Origin of the sequence: Thermosipho atlanticus DSM 15807, from assembly GCF_900129985.1 — a bacterium.
Lineage (GTDB): Bacteria > Thermotogota > Thermotogae > Thermotogales > Fervidobacteriaceae > Thermosipho_A > Thermosipho_A atlanticus.
In genome coordinates, this window is the sequence record NZ_FQXN01000006.1 from 1 (window position 1) to 23,798 (window position 23,798).

General features: G+C 30.1%; 20 protein-coding genes and 1 tRNA gene. 14 read left to right on the plus strand and 7 right to left on the minus strand.

Annotated features, from left to right (window positions below):
- Position 1 precedes the first annotated feature (1 nt).
- The 3 genes from BUB65_RS07285 to BUB65_RS07295 form a co-directional block, all read right to left on the minus strand.
- Positions 2–568 (minus strand): hypothetical protein, encoded by a 567-nt coding sequence (locus tag BUB65_RS07285; protein ID WP_073073020.1) that lies wholly within the window; start codon positions 566–568, stop codon positions 2–4.
- Positions 569–976: 408 nt separating this feature from the next.
- On the minus strand, positions 977–1,732 hold the full coding sequence (locus BUB65_RS07290; protein ID WP_073073692.1) for a pseudouridine synthase: 756 nt from the start codon (positions 1,730–1,732) through the stop codon (positions 977–979).
- Between the two features lie 68 nt (positions 1,733–1,800).
- Positions 1,801–4,176, minus strand: coding sequence for an ATP-dependent Clp protease ATP-binding subunit (locus tag BUB65_RS07295; protein WP_073073693.1), 2,376 nt, complete (start codon positions 4,174–4,176; stop codon positions 1,801–1,803).
- 198 nt (positions 4,177–4,374) lie between these two features.
- On the opposite strand from BUB65_RS07295, the gene BUB65_RS07300 reads away from it, so the two are divergent.
- From BUB65_RS07300 to BUB65_RS07365, 14 genes are all read left to right on the plus strand, one after another.
- Entirely contained in the window at positions 4,375–5,811 is a 1,437-nt protein-coding gene (locus BUB65_RS07300; protein WP_073073694.1) for a sensor domain-containing diguanylate cyclase, read from the plus strand.
- Positions 5,812–5,960: 149 nt separating this feature from the next.
- Positions 5,961–6,036 (plus strand) — tRNA-Asn (locus BUB65_RS07305).
- A gap of 1,267 nt (positions 6,037–7,303) precedes the next feature.
- A complete protein-coding gene (locus BUB65_RS07310) occupies positions 7,304–7,489 on the plus strand; it encodes a hypothetical protein (protein ID WP_073073695.1) in 186 nt (61 codons plus the stop codon).
- A 92-nt stretch (positions 7,490–7,581) separates the two neighbouring features.
- Positions 7,582–8,559 carry a DNA-methyltransferase gene (locus BUB65_RS07315; protein WP_073073696.1) on the plus strand — a complete coding sequence of 326 codons (978 nt, stop codon included), beginning with the start codon at positions 7,582–7,584 and terminating at the stop codon, positions 8,557–8,559.
- Positions 8,556–9,419 carry an HpyAIV family type II restriction enzyme gene (locus tag BUB65_RS07320; protein WP_073073697.1) on the plus strand — a complete coding sequence of 288 codons (864 nt, stop codon included), beginning with the start codon at positions 8,556–8,558 and terminating at the stop codon, positions 9,417–9,419. The genes BUB65_RS07315 and BUB65_RS07320 overlap by 4 nt, the downstream gene beginning before the upstream one ends.
- A gap of 188 nt (positions 9,420–9,607) precedes the next feature.
- Positions 9,608–10,228, plus strand: coding sequence for a cobalamin B12-binding domain-containing protein (locus tag BUB65_RS07325; RefSeq protein WP_159429139.1), 621 nt, complete (start codon positions 9,608–9,610; stop codon positions 10,226–10,228).
- Positions 10,225–11,277, plus strand: a complete 1,053-nt coding sequence (locus tag BUB65_RS07330) for a uroporphyrinogen decarboxylase family protein (protein ID WP_073073699.1) — start codon at positions 10,225–10,227, stop codon at positions 11,275–11,277. Before BUB65_RS07325 ends, BUB65_RS07330 begins: the two co-directional genes overlap by 4 nt.
- Positions 11,270–12,064, plus strand: a complete 795-nt coding sequence (locus tag BUB65_RS07335; protein WP_073073700.1) for a DUF1638 domain-containing protein — start codon at positions 11,270–11,272, stop codon at positions 12,062–12,064. The genes BUB65_RS07330 and BUB65_RS07335 overlap by 8 nt, the downstream gene beginning before the upstream one ends.
- A gap of 147 nt (positions 12,065–12,211) precedes the next feature.
- The gene (locus tag BUB65_RS07340; RefSeq protein WP_073073701.1) at positions 12,212–12,730 is read left to right on the plus strand and encodes a GGDEF domain-containing protein; all 519 of its coding nucleotides are present in this window, start codon (positions 12,212–12,214) and stop codon (positions 12,728–12,730) included.
- A gap of 806 nt (positions 12,731–13,536) precedes the next feature.
- Complete coding sequence (pcp, locus tag BUB65_RS07345) at positions 13,537–14,184, plus strand: pyroglutamyl-peptidase I (protein ID WP_073073702.1); 648 nt, start codon at positions 13,537–13,539, stop codon at positions 14,182–14,184.
- Positions 14,185–14,226: 42 nt separating this feature from the next.
- Positions 14,227–15,390: a vWA domain-containing protein gene (locus BUB65_RS07350; RefSeq protein ID WP_073073703.1), complete on the plus strand. Its 1,164-nt coding sequence runs from the start codon at positions 14,227–14,229 to the stop codon at positions 15,388–15,390.
- A 17-nt stretch (positions 15,391–15,407) separates the two neighbouring features.
- Positions 15,408–16,505 carry an ABC transporter permease gene (locus tag BUB65_RS07355; RefSeq protein ID WP_073073704.1) on the plus strand — a complete coding sequence of 366 codons (1,098 nt, stop codon included), beginning with the start codon at positions 15,408–15,410 and terminating at the stop codon, positions 16,503–16,505.
- A gap of 588 nt (positions 16,506–17,093) precedes the next feature.
- Positions 17,094–18,812, plus strand: coding sequence for a DUF2207 domain-containing protein (locus tag BUB65_RS07360; protein WP_073073705.1), 1,719 nt, complete (start codon positions 17,094–17,096; stop codon positions 18,810–18,812).
- A gap of 20 nt (positions 18,813–18,832) precedes the next feature.
- Entirely contained in the window at positions 18,833–19,372 is a 540-nt protein-coding gene (locus BUB65_RS07365; protein WP_073073706.1) for a LemA family protein, read from the plus strand.
- Positions 19,373–19,487: 115 nt separating this feature from the next.
- Here BUB65_RS07365 and BUB65_RS07370 read toward each other — a convergent pair whose 3' ends face one another.
- From BUB65_RS07370 to BUB65_RS07385, 4 genes are read right to left on the minus strand one after another with little or no spacing between them, the layout of a single operon-like run.
- Complete coding sequence (locus BUB65_RS07370; RefSeq protein ID WP_073073707.1) at positions 19,488–21,008, minus strand: FGGY-family carbohydrate kinase; 1,521 nt, start codon at positions 21,006–21,008, stop codon at positions 19,488–19,490.
- Positions 21,009–21,024: 16 nt separating this feature from the next.
- Entirely contained in the window at positions 21,025–21,930 is a 906-nt protein-coding gene (locus tag BUB65_RS07375; protein WP_073073708.1) for a dihydrodipicolinate synthase family protein, read from the minus strand.
- Positions 21,931–21,974: 44 nt separating this feature from the next.
- Complete coding sequence (locus BUB65_RS07380; RefSeq protein WP_073073709.1) at positions 21,975–23,270, minus strand: TRAP transporter large permease; 1,296 nt, start codon at positions 23,268–23,270, stop codon at positions 21,975–21,977.
- Positions 23,270–23,755, minus strand: coding sequence for a TRAP transporter small permease (locus BUB65_RS07385; RefSeq protein WP_073073710.1), 486 nt, complete (start codon positions 23,753–23,755; stop codon positions 23,270–23,272). Before BUB65_RS07385 ends, BUB65_RS07380 begins: the two co-directional genes overlap by 1 nt.
- Positions 23,756–23,798 lie beyond the last annotated feature (43 nt).

Here is a 23,798-nt window from a genome sequence, read left to right on the forward strand (position 1 = left end):
TTTAATCAGCGTCATATACACATGTTCCCATTCCATAACCATATGCATGTTCTCTAACTTTGTTTTGTGGTCTGTTCATCATTCTACCTCTTACATTCCTTCTTTCCATTTCTGTATATGTATTTCCTCTGTTATTTTCCATTCCTCTTCTTGCAAATACTGGAAATCCGTTTTCTCTTACCACTATTTCTTTTCCATCTATTACTGCTTTGTCTACTACAATGTATGTTTCATCTTCTGTTGAAATTATTCTACCACTGATTTCTATATTTACTCCTACTTCTAAGCCATCATACAACCAAATTGGTCCTGTGTGTACTTCATATTCTTCTCCTTCAGCATCAATGATTACTTCCATCCCTTCTCCTGGTATCATTTCAATTTCCTTTACTGTACCTGATATGGTTGTTTCAGAAACTGTTGCTCCTTCAGGTAAATTTTGATAAAGTGGTTGTGTTCGACTTGTTGTGTTTGTCTGTACATAATTGCTCCTCCATGGTCCTACTGCAAATATACTTGCTGTTAACACTAATACTGTTAATAAAACTACACTAATCTTTTTAAACATAATTCCACCTCCTGGTTTTTTTGAATTTGGTTTTTTGTTTCTACACTTCTTGTGTTACTCGCTTTTGCTTAATAAATCCTTATAACTTCCTTAGAGTTCCCTTAGAAAAAACCAATAAACAAAGCAAAAAAAAATAAAAAATTTTTTAAATTAACAAGAAAGGAGATTCTCCTTTAAGCTAATTTTTTAACATATATAAATTGACACATTAGGAATCTATTTAACTTTTTGTACAGATAGGAAGAAAAATTAGGGAGTCAAATTAAAAAAAAGAGGTTGCAAAAAAGGTAACAGAAGAAAAATGTCTCGCGATTTTTAAATTTTCTTTGTGCGTTAATCATTTTTCTACTATTTTCTAAAAGATTTACACAAGAATAAAAAAACACAATTACTGATATTTCGATTAATCTATGTTATTTTGTTTTTTGAATTCTTTTTAGGTTTTGTATTTTTCAATTCTAACAACTTCTCAAGTATTTTACCTTCAATTTTTTCAAGTTGTCCTGGTCTAGGAACAAGCGAAATGTCTATAGGACCATGAGAAATTCTTTTAAGTTCTAAAACTTTATGACCTATATGTTTAAAAAGTCTCTTTACTTCATGTTTTTTCCCTTTTATCATCACTATTTTTAAAATAGTATAATCAAAACCCTTTTCCAGGATAGAAACATCTTTACAAATTAAAAATTCCCCATTATCTTCGAATCCTCTTTTCAATTTCTTTAGTTCTTCTTTTTTTACACTTCCCTTTACTTTGACAATATATATTTTTTCAATTCCATACTTTGCACTAGTTAATACGTTAATCAAATCTCCATCATTTGTAAGAATCAGAACACCAGTAACATCTTTATCCAATCTTCCAGCAGGTTTGAGAGGCTCTTTAATATTTTTCAACAAATTTTTCAGTGTTTTTTTCTCCTTTGGGTCATAAAGGCTGCTTACATAACCCTTAGGTTTATTAAGCACACAATACACATATTTTTTTCTGAATTTTACTATTCGTGATTTTCCATTGATTTTTATCTCATCCTTTTCTTTGACATCATACCATGGTTCTTTAATAATTTTACCGTTTACTTCTACCTTCCCATCGAAAACCATTTCGTCTGCTTTTCTTCTTGAATATCCCAATTGCTGTAAATACTTTTGAATTTTGATAATATCATCTCCTTATCAATGAATTATACACCAAATATATTATAAAAAAATAAGGGGCTTTTAAAAGCCCCTTATTTTACATTAGATAATTCTTTCTCTTTTTCAATTACCATTTTTCCATTTCTCACATCAACTAAAATTCTGTCGCCTTCAGTTATTTCTCCAGCTATTATTTTCTTCGATAATGGAGTTTCAATCTCCCTTTCAATTAATCTTCTCAACGGACGAGCTCCAAACGCTGGATCATAACCTTGTTCAGCAAGAAATTCTTTCGCATTATCTGTCAATGTTATTTTCAATCGTTTTTCACTTAACCTTTTTTCAAGTCTAGCCACAAGTTTTTCAACTATTTCTTTCATATGTGCTTTTGTTAAAGGCTTGAAAATCACAACATGATCAATTCTGTTTATAAATTCAGGTCTAAAATAGTGCTTGAGATCTTCTCTTACCGATTCTTCTATTTTCTCAAATTCAATTCCCGCCTCTACTTTTCTTAAAATCTTATCACTTGCAAGGTTACTTGTCATTATAATAATTGTATTTCTAAAATCAACCGTATTACCCTTTCCATCAGTAAGTCTTCCATCATCAAATACTTGCAGCAAAATATTGAATACTTCTGGATGAGCTTTTTCTATTTCATCAAGTAATATAACGCTATAAGGTTTTCTTCGTACCGCTTCAGTTAATTGGCCCCCTTGATCATATCCAACGTATCCTGGTGGTGCACCAATCAACCTAGCAACAGAATGTTTTTCCATATATTCACTCATATCAATTCTAATCAAAGCATTCTCAGAACCGAATAAGAGTTCCGCAATTGTTTTTGCAAGTTCAGTTTTTCCAACTCCACTTGGTCCTAAGAACAAAAATGTTCCAATAGGTCTGTTTGGATCTTTTATACCTGCACGAGCTTTCCTTATGGCATCTGCAACAACTTTCACAGCTTCCTCTTGATCAACCATTCTTTGATGTACAAACTTTTCAAAATTTAATAACTTTTCTTTTTCAGATTCCATCATCTTACTAGCTGGAATCCCTGTCCAAGACTCTACAACTTTTGCTACAGTATCAGCTGTAACTTTATCAGTACCGTACTTTTTTTCAAGCTCTTCATATTGACTTTGAAGTTTATACATTTGTTGCTTCATTTCGGCAGCTTCTTTGTATTGAGAATTAATAGTAAGTTCATCTATTTTTTCACTTAAAGATTTAATTTTTTCTTTTAATTCTGTAATCCTTGGATCACTAGATTTTAGACTTACCTTTGCTGCCGCTTCATCAATTAAGTCTATTGCTTTGTCAGGTAAAAATCTATCTTGGATGTATTTTGAAGAAAGCTTTGCAGCTGCCTCAATGGCTTCATCTGTAATTTGAATATTGTGGTGTTTTTCATATGTTTCTTTTAAACCTTTAAGAATTTCAATTGTTTCATCAACTGACGGCTCATTCACTAAAACAGGTTGAAACCTTCTCGCTAAAGCTTTATCTTTTTCAATGTATTTTCTAAATTCTTCTAAAGTAGTTGCACCAATTGCATGGAGTTCTCCTCTTGCAAGTGCTGGTTTCAGCATATTTGATGCATCCATCGCGCCTTCTGCAGCACCAGCACCTACAATTGTGTGAAGTTCATCGATAAAGAGGATAACATTCTCTTTCATCTTTTTTATTTCTTCCATCAATTTCTTTAATCTTTCCTCAAACTCTCCACGATATTTACTACCTGCTATCATCTTACCAAGATCTAACATTAAAACTTTTTTGTTTTTCAACTTATCAGGAACTTTTCCTTCAACAATTCTTTGAGCTAAACCTTCTACAATTGCTGTTTTTCCAACTCCTGGATCACCAACAAGAACTGGATTGTTTTTAGTTTTTCTAACCAAAATTTCAATGACTCTTTCAAGTTCTTTATCTCTTCCAATTACCGGTGAAAGTTTCCCCTCTTTTGCAAGTTTTGTGAGATCAACTGTATACTTTGCTAATACGTTTTTATCGTCGTCCCCAAGCTCGCCTGACTCTGCCAAATCTTTTACTACATTTAGAACTGTTTCGTATGATACTCCATACTTTGACAAAATAGCGGCACATTGTGTAGAAGCATCTTTGAGAACAGCAAGTAGAAAATGGAGAGGCGAAACTTTTGTTGAACCTAAAAGCTTTGCTTCTTTTTTTGAAAGTTCAAAAATTCTTGAAAGTTCGTTAGACATATAAACTTGCGAACCAGAACCATAATATACCCCATATTGACTTTCAATTAATTCTTCAAGCCTATCAATAACTTCTTCAACGTTCACTTTTAACGTTTCAAAAATTTTCTGCACAGTCTCCTCTTGAAGAACTTCATACATAACATGCTCTGGTTTCAATAAATTTTGTCTTTTTTGAGATAAATGTTCAGCTGCTTGTTGTACAAGTTCGTTCATTCTTTCATCTAAATATCTCATATATACCACCTCCAACATATTTTTTTCTCAATTGTTATCACTCACATATTTAGACTGCTAACCATATTCAGAGTTCGAATTTATTAGTTAATAAAAATTTACAATTTAGTAACAAATTAATTTTTATACGAATATCTTCTGTGGTATAATTAAAATAAAATTAATGCAGTAACATGTGTTCAATAAGGAGTGGCTAATGTGATTTACATCCTCACATTTTTTATATTTGTTTTAGCTTTTGTTATTATACTTTTATATCTAAAGAATACTAAACTCCTAAAAATTTTAAGAATTTTATCTGAAAAAAACAAGCAAATTTCTTTTGGAATTTGGAAAAGTGATAAATTGTTCTATTACACTCCTACTTTTGAAGAAAGTGCTAAAAAATTAAATATTAATTTCAATGAATTCAAAAAGGTTTCAAAAAACAAATTAAAATCACTTCTTGAAAAATATCCTACTTTACAGGAAATATTAGAAACGATTATTTTAAATTATCACGATGAAAATATTTCATTTGATATTGAATTACCAATTGGAAATGAATTTTTCTTTGTTAAGTTCTTCAGAACAAAAATAAACAATATTAAATATTCATTCGTTTATGTAATAAACTTATCCACCAATATCAAAAACTTCGCTGAAGATCTTCTCAAGCCTCTTTTGAACACTCCAAGTGAAGTCTTTCAGTGTGTTCTAGATGGAAAGTCAACACACATATTGGGCGAAAAAATTTTCCAATACTTGAATAAAATCAATATGGTTGATTCTTTTGTTCTGGGGGTTAAACAAAATGATGGTTCAGTTAAAATTCACTATGCTAACGTTGATGGAGAAGAACTAATAGATTTTATTATTCCTCCAGAACAGAAGTCTATAACTTCATATATTATTGATTTCAAGGTCAAACAATACTTTAAAAATTCTTTTGATATCAAACTTCCACCAGGGTATAAAAAGATACACGTTGGCGAAAATATTCCAAATTCAATATATGGGGTACCTTTGTCTTTTGATAACCAAACTTTCGGAGCTGTTTTGTTTGAAAAAAGAGGAATAGATCAGTTTACTTTTAAAGATTTCTATCTCTTTGATTTATTTGCATATATTATTTCTATAAACTACAAATTAAAAAATACTATACGGGAATTGAGAATAGAAAAAGAAAAAAATTATTTAAATTCAATAGTTGATCCTCTAACAAAAGCATTTAATAGGACATTTTTAAACCATTTTCTCGAAAAAACAATTGCATATTCTAAAAGGAACAAACAAGAAAATACTTTGGTATTTATTGATTTAGATAACTTTAAACATATAAATGATCAACATGGACATTTCTATGGAGATGAAATATTAAAAAATTTTGTTTCAGTAGCTAAAAAAACTCTGAGAAAAATGGATGTTATTGCAAGATACGGCGGTGACGAATTTATAATTGTTTTACCAAATACAAATATTAAAACCTCAAAAAAAGTTATCAATAGACTTCAAAAAGAAGCTTCAAAGCTTCAAACACCTATACGATTTTCATATGGCTTAATCAACATAGATCCCGAAAAAGATTTAGAAGAGACTCTTAGAACGGTAGATGAAAAAATGTATGAAATGAAAAAAATGCAAAAAGACAGTTGACAATCTTTTTGTATAAAATTTGATTACAGTATTGACTTTTCCATAAGTTATGATAATATTTTATTTGGAGTTTGAAATCAGCTTGCAAAAACAAGGATTATTGACAAAAAATGGGAAATATGGTATAATATAATATGAAATTGATAAGTTCCGGCGTAGCTCAATAGGCAGAGCGGGTGGCTGTTAACCACTAGGTTGGGGGTTCGAGTCCCTCCGCCGGAGCCAGCTTAGTTTCTAAGGAGGGGTGTGAGTCGGAAGGTGCTCCCCTTTTTTGTTTATTTTGACAATTATTTTTGAATTTCTCCAAAAGCATTTTACACCTTCTCCCTCAAGAAAAAGCTAGAAAAAATTGAAATTCTCTCTTTTTTCTGTTCTAAGTTGACAATAAAGTCCATCATTCCTCCTAAAGGAGAAAAATTTTTTAAAAATGGACGGGGAACGTTCTAAAAATAATAGAAAAATAATAATAGGTAACCCAAAACAAACTCAAAAATATATATAAAAATAAAAGCAACTAATATATCTTCAAAAAATGGCCAAAATTATCTTTACATATAACTTACAATATAAAGAAACTTTAATAATCCCGATATTCTTGTCATGTCTTCTCTACATGCATAAACATATTTTCCAGGTTTTGTTTTTACAATTCTAAATAATTCCTCATTTTTCTACATTCTTCATTCAATGGCCTCTCGCAAAATGAATTCCTTCTTTTATTACTACTTTCATATCTTGTAATCTCAAATATTTCTCAAACTAAAACACATCAGATAATTTGTTTGCTATAAATATGGTACCTTTTAACTTTATTTTTTAAGATGTTTTCAAGTAGTTTTATCCCACTTGAATATGTTTTCCCAATTTCTACGTATTGGAAGGACTTATATTTTTCTTTCGTTAATACTATTTCATGCATTATATGTTTCTCACATGATGTATTCACATATTTCTTATCCAGCTTAAGAAGTATGTTTTTCTAAATCTAATCCTATACCAGATATCAAACACTATATATATATTTTCTTCACATCAGCTCATATATTCATGGATATAATTGATATAATTAATAAAAGAATTCTATAATTTCTTTAATTAAAGAAGCTTATAATGAAAGTTTCTAAGTGACAGGCCTTTATTAATGTATAATGTCCTCATTTTCAATGTTTCTCTAAACAAAAAAATAAGCAGTTTTTTAAGAACTGCTAATAAATATACTTAAACAGAATATTTTTTAGTTCTATTATTGTTGGTAAACTTTTGAGAAAATTATGATAGAATATTAGTGTAAAACTTAAGTTTGAACGTTACTTTATTTTTGTTTTTCTTATACTAGGAAAGATTATATCATTTTCCCCTTTATTTTCAAAGTTTCATATACTATTTCTGAAACAAATCCAAATTAACTTGTCTTTTTATTTTTCTTTTCTATACATTACAATATTATGCTAAACAATGACAAATTTTGACTGACTTAAAAGAAGTTAAAACTATGATGGGAAGAAATTCTCCTATAATGGACCTTAAAAATACTGCAAAAAATTTAAAAATAGAAAAATTTGCTTCTTATAGGATAGGAAAGGAATATAAAATTTTTAGTGTGAAAATTAATAAAGGAAAAAACAGGAAGATTATTGTTGTTGGAATTGTACATAACAAAGAATTGATAGGTAAATAGATAAAGTAATGTAAAAGTCAAGAAAAAAATATATAAACAAGTTATCAAAAAATTCGCATCATGTCCTTAAAAATTAAAAGGAGGAATAAAATATGATGAATGAAAATGCAAAAACTCCTGGGGGGTTATTTAGGAATAATTTCTCAGGTAAAAACTTGAGAGAAAAATCTACAATTCAGACCAGCAATTTTGTAATTAAAGACACTCCAGAAATTCAGACATATTCATTACAAGAAGTATTGAATAAGGTAATCCTGGGAGATGCTTTAAAAGTACTAAAGAAATTACCGAAAGAATCAGTAGATATGATTTTTATGGATCCCCCCTATTTCCTTCAACTACCGAACAAAAAATTAAAACGGTGGACAGTTAAAACTGAAGTGAACGCAGTAGATGATGACTGGGATAAATTTGAATCTTTTGAAGAATATGATAACTTCATTAAAAATATACTCACGGAACTTAAAAGGGTTATGAAACCAAACGCTACAATATGGGTTATAGCAACATATCACAGTATTTTCAGGATCGGTAAAATTATGCAGGATTTAGGTTTTTGGATACTTAATGATGTTCATTGGGTCAAAACAAACCCTATGCCTAACTGGCTAGGTGTTAGATTTACAAACGCAACAGAAACCTTGATTTGGGCTGTAAAGGACAAAAAAGCCAAAAAATATACCTTTAATAAAGCTTTGGCTAAAGAATTCGGAATTGGTAAAGTCGGAGCTAATGTATGGGTTCTTCCGATATGTAATGGGAAAGAACGATTGAAAGATGAAAATAGTAAAAAATTACATTCTACTCAAAAACCAATTGAATTGTTAAAGAGAGTTATTTTGACAACCACTAAAGAAGGCGATGTTATTCTTGATCCTGTAGCGGGTGTAGGTACCACTGGATATGTAGCAAAAGCACTTAACAGGAATTTTATCATGATTGAAATCATTCCCAAATATGTGGAAGGTATTAAGAAAAGATTCCAAAAACCATTGAAGATCAGTTTAAATGGTTTTTCAAAAAATCAAAAGAAAATACAGGAATACTTGAACTTAAAGGTGAAAGAATGAATTATGAAAGATTCGTTGAATTATTGAATCAACACATTTTTGAAAAAGAAAAAAGAGATTTATTAAACAAGCTAGCAGAAAGACCAGAACGATTTATAGGGTTGTTTAGACCTACTAAACCCAGAGCAAAAATACTTCAACATTTACTTCAATCCCATGAAATAAGATTTGGAGATGCTATTGAAGAACTCACAACAGAAATTATAGCAGAACTAGGATATAGGAATCTTTCAAAAACTATTAAAAATAGTAATGATGAAGTTTTATCACTTGATCAGTATTTTACAGATGGCAATACATATTATTTTATTGAACAAAAAGTAAGAGATGATCACGATTCAACAAAAAAGAGAGGTCAAATAAATAATTTTGAAAAAAAGTTAGAAGTGCTCCATAACCTTCATAAAAATAATCTGGTAGGAATTATGTACTTTATTGATCCAGACTTAACTAAAAATAAAAATTTTTATGACAAGAAACTGCAATATTTTGCTAAATTTTATGGTTTAGAACTGAGGCTGTTTTATGGAAGAGAATTGTTTGAATACTTTAACGCACCTCAAATGTGGGACAATATAATCCAATGGCTAACTAAATGGAAAAATAATCTACCAGATTTACCTAAAATAAACTTTGATGAGAACCCAGAACAAAGCTTTGAAGAAATTAAAGAATTGGAAATCCGAAACTGGAGAAAATTACTTCAAAACGATAAATTATGGGAAGAAGGCATCATTTATGTACTTTTTAGAACTGGTGAAACTCTTCGATTAGTCCTAGAGTATTTTAGAAAACAAACCTCAACTCCATACATAAATCTCGAAAGGTTATTAAAAAAACGGTTAGAAGAGTATTATTGATTTCCTAATTGACATTTCTTCCGCCGGAGCCAATTAAATAGCCTTTCACATTATTAAATAAAACGTCCAGTAATTACACTGGACGTTTTTGTTTTATAGTCTTTCAACGTTATGAGTATTAATAAAAAGTTATTATAGAATATTAACACTTTCTGGTATAATTTAATAAAAAGACTATGAGGGCTAATATGGACAAAATTCTAAGAAAATTTACTGATGCTTTGCTGGATGGAAATAAAGTATACGCATCCCAAATAATCGAACAAAACATTTTCGAGTTTTTTTCTTTCGAAAAATTAATAGTAAATTCTTTAGAAAGAATAGGAAAGTTATGGGAAAATGGTGAAATATCTTTGGCCCAAGTATACATTAGCGGTATCATATGTGAAGAATTGATGGACAAATGGACTAAAATGTATCAATTTAACAACGAAACAAATTTAAATTTAGCAATAGTTGTCTTAGAAGATCATCACACTCTTGGAAAAAGAATTGTCCAATCAATCCTAAAATCGTCCGGGTATAAGGTTAAAGATTATGGCTTGGGTAAAACTGTAGATGAAACTATCGATTTAACAATAAGAGATAATATAGAAATATTATTAGTATCTACATTAATGCTACCAGCAGCTTTAAAAGTCAAAGATTTAAAAACAAAACTACAAGATATGGGTATAGATACCAAGATAATAGTAGGTGGAGCTCCTTTCAGAATTGACAAAACTTTATGGAAAGACGTTGGGGCAGATGCATACGCAGAACATGCTTCACAAATATTTGGTATATTGAAAAAGATGGTGAAAAAATGAAAGAAATGACCTCGGCAGAAAGAGTTTTTACTTCTATATCTTTCAAAGAACCTGATAGAGTTCCTTTATTTTTATGTCTTTCCTTTTATGGTGCTAAAGAACTGGGAATGTCAATAAAAGAATACTACTCTAATTATGAAAATGTTGTAGTTGCGCAGATCAAAATGAAAGAAAAGTATAACAACGACTGCTATAACAGTTTCTTTTATGCCTCTTTGGAAATAGAAGCATTTGGCGGAGGTACCATTTTTAGAGAGGACGGCCCTCCAAATGCCAAAGAACCTATTATAAAAAAATTAGAAGATATAGATAACTTAGAAGTTCCTGATGTTAAATTTTCAAAACCATTAGAACAAGTTTTCGAAGTTCAGAAAAGGCTAAAAGAAAAAAGCTTAGGTAGCGTTCCTATTGTTGGGATCATCATTTCACCATTTTCACTTCCCATTATGCAAATGGGATTTGATAAATATTTAGAATTAATCTATTTTCACTCCGATTATTTTTGGAAATTAATGAATAAAAATATGACTTTTTCAATATCTTGGGCTAACATGCAATTAAAAGCTGGTGCGGACGTGATAGTTTATTTTGATCCCATGCTTTCTACTGAAATGCTTCCCAAAGATATCATTTTAAAAACCGGATATAAGATAGCTAAAAAAACCTTATCATTAATAAATGGGCCCGTAGCAATCCATCTTGCTTCTGCAAAAACCGAAGGAATTGTAGAAGATTTAATAAAAACAAAAGCGATTGCATTAGGAATAAGTAAAAATGACAATTTAAAGTTTTTAAAAAGTAAAACATATGGAAAAATAAGCATTATTGGCAATCTAGATACTATATCAATGAGAAAATGGAGTTATAAAGAAGTGGAAGAAAATGTGAAAAAAGCAATTTTTGAAGGCGCAAAAGGTGGAGGTTTCATTCTTTCTGATAATCACGGTGAAATTCCTTGGCAAGTAAATGAAGAAATACTTTTCTTAATAGCTGAAGCAGTAAGAAAATATGGTCAATACCCTATTAGAGAGGAAAGTTACTATGGATGATAAGATTAAATTATTTGTATGCGAAAATTTTGAAAAAGAATTCAAAAATGTGGCAAAAACTCAAAAAGAAAATTTAAATATTTATTCATTTCCGTCATATTGCACAAGTTTAAAGTTAGACAAACAGGAAAAGTTTATTAAAGATAATCTCGAAAATTTAAAAAATTCTATTTGTATATGTGGGCGTTTTTGCGAATTATTAAACAAAATTCCAGAAAAAATCAAAAAAAATATGAAAATTTATCAATTAGATAACTGCTTCTATATTTTTGGAAAAAATAAAGTAAACAAATATCTAAATGAAAATTCATTCATTGTTACTCCGGAATGGTTAGAAAAATGGAAAGAAATTATGTCTAACTATGGATTTGACAAAAAAACTGCTCGAAAATTTTTTAACGAATCATTTAAGAAAATTGTTCTTTTTGATACTAAAATTAATGATAAGATCATAGATCAATTAATAGATTTCTCAAACTTTGTATCACTACCATACAATATTGAAGAAATAGAATTGGATTTTCTAGAAATTTTTGTTTCAAAAATTCTTAATGAATTCAAATTAAAGCAAGAACTTGAAAAAAAAGAAAAAAAGATTAAAGAATTAAACTCCGAAAAAAGTAATTATATTGCTGCTATGCACATGATAAAAGAGTTTTCAACAATTGAATCTTCCGAAGAAATTATTAAAGGCATAATAAACGAGCTAAAAATTTTGTTTGCACCTAAACAAATTCAATACGTTAAATATGATGGAAAAGATTTTTTAAATGGGAAAAAGTTTTAAACTATAAATAAAAATGAAGGTTTTATCATTAAAATCGAATATGAAAACAAAATTTTTGGCTATATAAAGTGTAAAGATTTTTTATTCCCAGAATATTTTTATGAATATCTAAACTTCATTGTAAATGTTTCTGAAGTATATGGTTTAATGCTTTCAAATGCTTACAAAATTGAACAAATAAAATTACTTTCTATAACCGATCATCTAACCGGTATATATAATAGAAGATATTTTGAAATTAGACTAAAAGAAGAAATAGAGAGAGCTAAAAGAAATAAAAGCGCTTTTTCCATAATATTATTTGATATAGACGACTTTAAGTTAATAAATGATAGTTACGGTCATGAAATTGGGGATAAAATACTAAAAAAGATTGTTGACCTGGTTAAAAGCCGCATACGAAGTACGGATTTATTTTTTAGATGGGGTGGAGATGAATTTATTATCTTATTACCTGATACAGATTTAAATAATGCAAAAGTTTTAGCTGAACAACTAAGGCAAAAGATATATGAAACTAATTTCGAGATTAATAACAATATCTCTGCAAGTTTTGGTATAACAAGTTATACCAAAGGTATTTCTTTAACAGAATTAATGAAAAAAATAGATTTCTTGATGTATGAAGCCAAAAAACTTGGAAAAAATAAGATTTGTTATTCATAAATTTTAAAAAGAATTTTTTTAAATCATTTTTTTAAACTAATAGAAAACAGAAAATCAAATTTTCTCCGTTGCCTATTCAAATCTGGAAAAAGTACGCTCACACCAACCCAAAAGCAAAGGACATGAGAATGTAAATCACCTGGATGAAAATTTAACCAAACAAAAATGATAAAACTATAAACTGTAATTTGGATTCTCTGTAATTAAAAATTGTTAAGGAAAACGTGCAAAGACATGCGGCAAATAAAATTTAAAGCAAAATCCACATATGTAAATTCAAGGAATATTTATTTTCCCTTAAAGTAAGAGATATGTTAGCGGGCATGGGCTTTTTTGATATTTTATACTTTGTTCCTATTGAATTCAATTAACAAGTTGGGTGTACTCATATAACACATTTGCTTATTGAGAAACATTGGATACGACTTGGAACATTGCACTAAACGACTACATGCAAAAAAAATCTTTATTTTTATAATAAATATCAAAAAGTCTCATATCCTCAAACTTTCGACTTTTTAAAAATAGATGTGAAAATAAAAAATTTACCTTTCCTTGCGGGTAAGAGCTTTTGCTATTTACTTACTCCCCACTATTACTTATTATTTTCTGTTTAGCTTTTTATAAAATTTGCATGGATATTCATATGAACTTTGTGTTTGAAGTTAATTGCTTTACCTTTTTTCATTGGCCCCTTGTTATTCTAGGAAACTTTTTGTTAGAATATACAGTATAAAAGGTAAAGATTCCCAATGTATGTAAAGATTTAAAAAATAAAATTGTTAACAATGAAATGAGGTGAAGTCATGAAAATTCTTTTAACAGGGTTTGATCCTTTTAACGGTGAAAAAATAAACCCTTCATGGGAAGCTATTAAAAGGTTCCCAAAGATGATTGGAGGAGCTAACATATTAAAAACTAAAATTCCAACAGTTTTTTATAAAAGTATACAAAAACTAGAAGAAATTATTGAAAAAGAAAGACCTAATATCGTAATTTGTGTAGGACAAGCTGGTGGAAGAACTGATATTACAGTTGAAAGAGTGGCAATAAATATTAATGATGCAAAAATCCCCGATAATGAGAAAAATCAACTAATTGATACACCAATTTTCGAAGATGGCAAGAATGCCTATTTTTCAAATCTCCCAATTAAAGCTATAGTTAAAGAGATTAGGAAAAATAACATACCCGCATCTATTTCAAATACTGCTGGAACATTTGTATGTAATCATTTAATGTATGGTCTTTTGTATTTAATTGATAAAAAATATCCCAACATTAAAGGCGGATTTATTCATGTCCCGTACATTCACAAACAAGTATTAAACAAACCAAATATCCCAAGTATGTCTCTGAAAGATATTATTAAAGGATTGAAAATAGCAGTTGTAACATCCATCAAGTTTTATAACAAGCAAGATATAGAGTTTTCTGACGGTAAAATTTCCTAAAATTCTAATTTTGCTTGTGATATAATCTTCAAGGGTGAAAAAATGATTAAGAAAGCTTTAGAAATATTAACAAAGGAAAATCCTTTCTATGCTTACCTTCTTCTTGGTGTACAATTAAAAAATGATAACAATGTACGAAATATGTCACTTAAGTTTTCCAAAAATGGTGATATAATTTTTCTTTATAATGACAAAATAAACAAAAAACCTCTTTGGTTTTTGAAAGCTATAATTCTCCATGAATTAATGCATATTATTAACCAACATTTTAGAATTAAGCCCAAAAACAGTAGAGAAAAGAAAATATGGGATCTAGCAATGGATGCAGCAATTAATCAATTCATTCCCGAACTCGATGCTAGAAGCATTCCACTAAATCTACTCATAGAAGAAGGCCATGGTGTTGATAATGAAGTTATGTTTGCAGGTCCTCCTCCTTTTATGATAAATGCTACAGCTGAAGAATATTTTGAATGGATGATGAAAGAATTTGAAAAAAAAGGTGATTTTGACATAGAATCTCTTCCGGATAGCTTAGATGATCATTCCAATATGTTTGATTCAGACATACCTGTTGAAATGATTATTGAACTTACACAAAACAAAGTAGGAAAAGCATTTAACTTATTTGGCAAAACTCTTGAAACAGGAGTTAAACAAATGATATCGCTCTCATTGCAAAAATCGACAATCGATTGGCAAACACTAATTAGGAGGTTTGCAGGTGTAACAATCAAAGGAGAAAAATATTTAACTCCTTTAAAACCCAACAGAAGATATGAAAATCAACCGGGATGGAGATACGAATACAAATCTAAACTCGCAGTAATAATGGACACAAGTGCAAGTATCATTGAAGAAGAATTGAATCAATTCATCTCAGAAATTGAAAAAATTTCAAAGTACGACGTTGACATTACTTTAATTCAAGTAGATGAATCAGTAACTCTTGTAACAGATTATAAATCAGGAAAATGGAAAGATCTTGAAATATATGGTGGTGGAGAAACTAATCTTCAACCTGCTGTTGATCTTGTCCAAAGTCAAACAAGAGTTGAAGGAATTATAATCTTTACTGATGGACATGTTGATGTTCCTGCAGTAAAAAGAAGAGTATTATTCGTTTTATCTTCTAAGCACAATCCAGAGTTTATAGAAGATGCAATTAAAATATACGGTAAAAATTCAGTTGTAATTCTAAAATAAATTGGAAGGAGATCGAAATGAGACTGGTTCTTGAATTAAAAAGAATTCTAAATAAACCAATAAACATTATTTTAATCATTTTGCTTCCACTGTTACTTACAATTGCAAGTATTGTTTTTTTCAATGGGTTTGGAATTGTAAATGTAAAATTAGGAGTATATAACATGGATAACTCTCCGTTATCTCAGTTTACCATAAAATTAGTAATGTCATTTTTCAAAGGTGGTACTCTGACATATGTAGATGAAAATTACACTAAAAAATTGGAAACGGGTGAGCTTAATGCTGTGCTAATAATTCCCGCCAATTTTACAAACGCTCTATACAAAGGTCAAAAAGTTAGTATTGATTTTATTCCAAGCCCCGTAGATTTACAATTATCCGTGGGAATTTTCAATGTTCTAAATTCAATATTTAAGGATTTAAGCGGCACTCCGTTTTTTGATCCAAAAGTTCTGAGATATCTTTTCGTAAGTGAGGGATCCCCAGCTCCTGAATTTACTCCAAAGGCGAAAAATTTCAGTACTGAATTTGGAGATTTATTTTCACCAGCCATTTTATTTCTATCAGTCGTTTTTTTAATTCTATCAATTGGTATTTTAAGTATTGTAAATGACAGAGAACTTGGTCTAATTTCCATTTTCAAAGTCAATAATGAAAAATGGTATAAATATGCGTTAATAAAATTTACTGTTTTATTTGTTTTAGGAATCATTATTTCTTTAGTTGTTTACTTTGCTGGACTTACCTTCGGAATTAATATCCCTATTAATATATTTTTACCTCTGGCACTACTTGGAGTTCTCTTTCATTCTTCTCTTTCACTTATTTTGTCTTCTCTATCCCCCAACAAAACTGTTGCAAATATACTGAGTATTTCATTTGCGATGTTTTTCTTCTTTTCAAGTGGCAGTATTACTCCTGTTTCATCGCTCCCGAAATTCATGTTCAAACTTGCTTCATATACTCCTGTGTATAAATTAACTTACGCCATTAGAAACTATCAATTAAATGGTGCAAGTATACTAGGTGAAATAAATTATCTCCTTATAATTTCGTTTATAACCTCGGCAATAATGATATTGACTGTAAAAAAAGAATTTGCTAAAAAATGATAATGCCAAAGTAATACATTAAACACTAGATAATTTTGACTTTTTAAAAGTGAATAATTGAATTATTTTGTAGTATATCTCACTGTGTAGATTTTTTTGTTGTAAAATTCTTCAAATTCTTTTTGCTTTTTCAACTAGTTCTTCATATTTTGCAGTGTCTCTTAGCCATACAATTTCCTTTTCGTATACTCAAAAATGCCTTCCCGTGTTTGCATTTCATCCTATATCCCCAATTATGTACGAGGATTTTACAAATAAGTTTTATTGCACCTATTGGAAAAATTCTTTCAAGTTCATAGTATAATCGAGTGAGCTCGTTCATTTTATAAATTCTCATTGGGTTTGAGACCGAAGAATCTCTGACTCGAGAAAAAAGTATACTTTCTTTTGAAATTTTAGAATTACTTTCTCACCTTTTAGTTTAAAGTAATATTGGAGTAATTCACTTTTTTTCATATGAACATTCGACTTTATTATTTTATTAACCCAAATTGAGCAATATCTTTATAGCTATTTACATTTGTATATGTTTTAGAGGCTTTTTAAAGCCTCTTTTTTAATGTTATAATTGATAGAGGGAGGGGTTAAATGAAAAAAGTAATTATTAGTATCTTTGGTTTAATTCTTGCGTACATTATATTTGTATTATTCATAAGTGGATATGTTAAATGGTTCTTTGGTGGAATGTACGAAATAGAGTCTGCCAATATAGAACAAGTAATGGATGAAAATGGAATTCTTCATGTGCATGAAATAATAACGTTCAAAATGAAAAAACCTTTTAGAGGTGTATATAGGGAAATACCACAAAGTAGAGCTGTAAATATAGAAAATGTAAAGCTTTGGATAGAAAATGTAGAAGGAGAATGGGTAGAATTTTTAGAAAAAGACTCAAGAGGTTTTAAAGCACGTGTTTGGATTTCAAAAACACCCATCTCACCAGAAAAACTCAATAAAATAATTTTACATGTTAAATACGATGCAAAGTATGTATATGAAAAAGGACAAGACATTGGCCAAGTTTTCAGGCAATTTTGGGGGGATAAATGGGATTCACCCGTTAGAAAGCTAACTGCACACTTCTCATTTCCACAAAATGTAAAAATCTTGAAAGTTTATTCCCATCCAAAAATAATGTTTCAAAAAAATGGAAATGAGTATATATTCAACATCAAAAATATACCTCCTAACACATTTGCAGAGGTCAGATTTTTAATTGATAACTTTACGGCAGAGTATCAATATAATAATCCTTCTTTGACCTTGAAAGAAGTAGAAAAAATTGAAAGCAATTACTCTAGAAAGTATGTATTTTCATTTGTTTTACCTCCCATAACGCTTTTTGTGATAATTGGTTTGTTGATTTTAACATTTAATTTCTTTGGAAAAGAAAAGAATATATCATATGAAGGTATCTATGAGAGAGAAATACCTTATCCTGATCCACCTGATATAGTAAATGCAATAGTAGTTAATCAATTGGAAAAGATAGATGAAAATGGAATCAATGCTGTTATTATGGATTTATACAGAAAAGGTTTTATAAAACTTGATAAAAAAAGTATAATAGTTTTGGAAAAAGAAGGGAACTTGAATTCGACAGAGAAGTATTTCTATGACTTTTTAAAAAAATATTCATCGGATGGCGTTTTTTCGTTTTCAGATTTGAAAAAATCACTTTCTAAAGATAAGAGACTTGCAAAAGAGTTTTTGGCCGATTTCAAAGCGTATAAATCTATAGTCTTAGATGAAGCAAAATCGAGAAATTATCTTTCTTTGAAAGGAACTTATATATCATATATAATAGGTATTTTCTCTATTTTATTTTCATTCCTCTATTTTGCAGTGTTTTTTAAATTAAATCTCCTCTACCAGGGAATTTTTTCTGGAATTTTATTTGTTTTAGGAGGTAGCATCTTTGCTTTTCCACGCGATGTTTTTGGAAGTTGGTCAAAAGAAGGAAGAAAATATTATCTAAAATGGGTTAACTTCATGAATTTCTTACAAGATTATTCTGCACTTTCTATGTACCCACCAGAATCTGTTATTTTGTGGGAAAATTATTTGGTTTATGCAACGGCACTTGGGATAGCAAATAAAGTGGAGAAATATTTGAAAAAAGTTGCTCCAAAAGAAATAGAGGAAAGTCGACTATACTATTATCCATATATGGGATTTGGGCGTCAATTTCTAATTATTTCATCTGTAGCAACAAGCACAGTTTCCGCCTCTTCTTCAGGGACTTTTTCAGGTGGAGCAGGTGGCATTGGTGGAGGCTCCGGAGGAGGTGGAGGCGGAGCATTTTAAAAACTAAGGAGGTGTTCTTCTTGATTTGGTTTATTGTTATTCTAGTTATATTCATTTATTTTGTTATAACTTACAATGGACTTGTTAAATTGAAAAAATTTGTGGAAAATGCTTGGAGTCAGATAGATGTCCAGCTAAAAAGAAGGCACGATTTGATACCTAATCTTGTTAATTCTGTAAAAGGGTATATGAAGTTTGAACAAGAAACTTTGGAAAAAGTTATGCAAGCTAGGGCAGCCGCTATTTCTAGCAAAGACATAACCAAAAAGATAGAAAGTGAAAATGAATTAACAGGTCTTTTGTCACGACTTTTGGCAGTTGTGGAAAATTATCCAGATCTGAAAGCAAGTGAAAATGTAAACCAGCTAATGGAAGAACTTAGAAAAACTGAGGATAAAATAGCGTATGCAAGACAATTTTACAACGACATAGTTATGAAATACAATACTAAAATTTCTGTATTTCCAACCAATATTGTGGCAAAAATATTCAATTTTAAGGAAAAACCGTTTTTCAACATTGAAAAAGAGGAAAAAGAGGTGCCGAAAGTTAAAATATGATCAAATTATTAAATTAAATATTTTATAACGAAAAAGACATCACTTTTGCAATTTTCTGTGCCAAATACTTCTTAAAAACTATGTGTTTGTTTATCTTTACCACTATTTTTTTAAACTATAACTTCTTAAACAATTCTTTGTTTTTTTGATAAAGTTCTATGTAAATCTCATAATATCTATCATAAATTTCCTTAACTCCAAAATCAGGAACTATTGGTTCAGAATATTTTACCCACTCCTTAATCTTCGTTGGGGAATTAATAACACCAACTCCAAGTGCTGCTAAAAAAGCATCTCCATATGGAGCTTCTACTTGGTTTGAAACTCTTTTCATTTTATAACCTGTAACATCTGCAAAAATTTTAGTCCAAACCGAAGATTTTGCCACTCCTCCAACCAAATAACACTCTTCATTTATTTTTAGACCAGCTTTTTTACCCTCTTCTATATTATGTCTAAGAGCATATGCTCCGGCTTCCATTAATGCTCTATAGATATGTTCTCTTTTATGATACAAACTTAATCCAAAAATTAAGCCTCTTGCATATGGATCCCATATTGGTGATCTTTCTCCCATAAAATAAGGTAAAATAACCAAACCTTCACTGCCAGGCTTAATTTTACTAACCTCATCATCAAAAATTTCATAAGGAGATTTAGATAACCTTTTTCCTACCAAAGTTTCAACCTCTCCAAATTCTTCTTTAAACCACTTTGCGAGTGCTCCAGTTGTTGCAGAGCCACCAAATGTGTATATTTTTTCTAAATCGTCAATAACATACGGAAAATTTACTAACCCAAAAACTGGTTTTTCCTTTTTGTTAATCGTTCCCCAACACATGGAAGTACCAACCATCGCCACATGTTCTCCTTCAAACATGGCTCCGGCAGATAATTGGGCAACTGGAGCATCTATTCCTCCCGCTACGACTGGAGTACCTTCTAAAAGTCCGCAATTTTGCGAAGCTTCTCTAGAAACGAAACCAACAATTTCAGAAGATCTCACAATTTTCTCAGGTAAGTAACTTATTGGAATACCAAATTCATTACATAACTCTTCAGACCAATATAATTTGTTTAAATCAAAAATCCCACCTATGTTTCCAGCCGAAGAGTAATCAATAACTACTTTTCCGGTTAAATGATAAATTACGTAATCTTTTGGAGTAACAAATTTATATATCCTTTTCCAAATATCTGGCTCTTTGTTCTTTATCCAAAGCATCTTTGTGAACCCATAATATGAATCAACATAATTTCCCGTTATCTTAAAAAGTGTTTGTTTATCCACCTTATTTTTTACCCATTCAGTTTCTTCAACAGCCCTCCGGTCCATCCATATCAAACAAGGTCTTAAAGGATTTAAATTTTTGTCAACCGGGATGCCAGACCCTCCATACAATCCACTTAAAGAAATCCCTCCAATTTCAGCTTTATTAACATTAGATTTCTCGATTAATTCTTTAATAATCTCTAAACTTGCCTTCAACCACACATCCGGCCATTGTTCAGCCCAATTCGATTTTGGAGTTAAAACATCATACTCTCTATATGCTTCATTGATTATCTTTCCTTCCAAATCTACTAATATACCTTTTGCTCCTTGAGTACCAATATCTAAACCTATTAGATACACTTTTTACATACCTCCTTTAAAAGATCTTCAGAGAAAACGAATATTTTTCACTTAACTTTATTAATTCATTTTCAACTTTTTCCAACTTTCGAGAATCTGGCAACGAAAACGGAAATCTCATACCACCAAATTTTAGTCCTCTAAGTCTCATAACGGCCTTTAACAACGGAATATCTGCCCCATTACCAATTGTTAATGACAATTCGGTTAATTTTTCTTGAACTCTCTGTGCTTCTTTTATATTACCTTCCTCAAACAAATTCCATACTTGAACGAAAAATTCAGGAAAAACCCCGGCCGGGCCTGAAACACAACCCTTTGCTCCCATAACCAATGAAGGTAAAAAAGCTTCATCATAACCGACCAAAACATCTAAATCTGTCTTTATCAGTGACAAAATATGTTTAAAACTACCACTACTGTCTTTTACTCCAACAAAATTATCAAAACTCTTCTTTAAAGTTTTTAAAACATCGGGGGTTACCCAATTGTTTGTTAATCCCGGTATATTATATGCAAAAACTGGCAAACTTTCCGCTTGTTTACAAACTTCACGATAAAAATTTATTATCTCATCTTTAGAAAACTTATAATAAAATGGTGTAACTACTGCTATAGCATCAACATCTATGCTTTTTGAGAATTGTATCAATGCTTTAATCTCAGAAAAATTAAGTGAACCACAATGTGAAATTATTTTTAACTTTCCTTCCGAATATTTTTTAAACTCATACAATATTTTTTTCTTTTCATCAAGTTCTAATAACAAACCTTCTCCTGTAGTACCATTAACAAATACACCATTTACACCTTTTTGATATAAAAAATCAACATAGTCTTTTATTAAAACTAAATCCACATTCTCACCATATTTATCCAGTGGAGTCAAACTTGCAACTATTACGCCTTTTATAGTACTCATACTATCACCTCACCATAATTCAAACAAAAAGTTGATTACAACCTTTAACCTTTATAGCCAAATAACCTTGGTATCAATAAGACAAAATCAGGCCAATAAGTAATTATCAAAAGAGCAAGTAGCTCAATAGGAATCCAATATTTAATCATCTCCTTAAAAACATCCTTTACAGGAGTTCCACTAATAGCACTTGTTATATAACCAGTTTGCCCATATGGTGGAGTATCTAGTGCCATCATTAAATTGACAGTTGTAATAACTCCAAAATGAACTAGATCTATTCCTGCTTGCTGAACAAGTGGCAAAATCATTGGAATAACTACTAACTGAATAACCGAAACGTCAATAAACATTCCAAGGACGAAATACAAAAGATTTATTCCAAATAGCAAAAGAACTTTACTCGAAAGCATACCAGACTTTATGAAGGCTGATGTTATAGCTGCGGGAACTTGTTCGCGAGCCATAATATAAGAAACCATATATGCAGCTGCGACAATAATACTTATAAAACCTATGGATTGAACAGTCAGAACGAAAATCCTATAAAGTCTTCTTAATCCTAAAGTTCTATACACAATAATGCTTATAATAATAACATATAACCCGACTACAGCTGCAGCTTCTGTGGCAGTAAAAGCTCCTCCATATATTCCCACTAACAAAAGTATCGGTGCAAGCAAAGCAGGGAAAGATTTCAAAAATGACCTAAACAAAATTGGAATTGGATATTTTTCACCAAGCGGATAATTTCTCTTTTTTGATAAATAGAAAACCATCAACATTTCCAAAGCTCCTAATAATAATCCTGGCAAAAATCCTGCTAAAAACAAATATCCTAATGATGCTCCAGTGAGCATAGAATAAATTACCATAGGTATACTTGGCGGTATTATAGGTCCAATTGTTGCAGAAGCAGAAGTAACAGCACAAGAAAATGGTCCATCATATCCTGCATCCTGCATTGCTTTAATTTCTATTGCTCCAATCCCTGCAACATCGGCAATTTCTGAGCCACTCATACCAGCAAAAATGATACTTGCCAAAATATTAGCATATCCAAGTCCTCCTCGTATTCTTCCCATCGCTTTTACAATAAAGTCAAACATAATTTCCGTTACTTTACATTCATTCATAACATTTGCTGTAAATATAAATAATGGAACTGCAATCAATACTGTTTGAGAAGAAAAGTGTATAACAAGCATATCAATAAGTCCTGAAAGACTTAAACCAGAAAACAACATGTATAAAATTCCACTCGCAATCATAGCAAGAGCCAAAGGATAACCAAATAAAAACATCAAGCCAAATGTTAGAAAAAATGTAGTTAAAGCCATTATTTCTCCCCCAGTTGCTTGAATTCTTTGATTTTTTCGATAATCGATTCTATGTTATGAATTATCAATAAAATCATAAACAACGGAAGGCAGATAATAAGATAAGTCCATGGAATTCTTAAAACTTGAGATTTTATTATCTTATACCATATAGATTGACTAATTACTGGATATAATGATATTGAAAAAGTAAAAATAACAATTATATCAAAAATTATTTCAATAACTATCTGTTTCTTTCGAGAAAACTTTTCTACCAATATATTAAATCTTATATGTTTGTTAAGTCTCTTAGCATATGCTGCGCTTAATAACGTTACCCACACAAAACTGTATGAAGAAATTTCATATAAAGCAGGTGAAGGATTATTTAGTATATATCTCATTACCACTTGACCTATCATACTCACAAATAAAAGTAAAAAGAAAATAACCGAAAAATGTACCTCAATGACATCTATTATCATCTTATAAAATTTTTTCATTCAATCACCCCTTTAGAAAATGTGGAAGCCGCAGGGCTTCCAC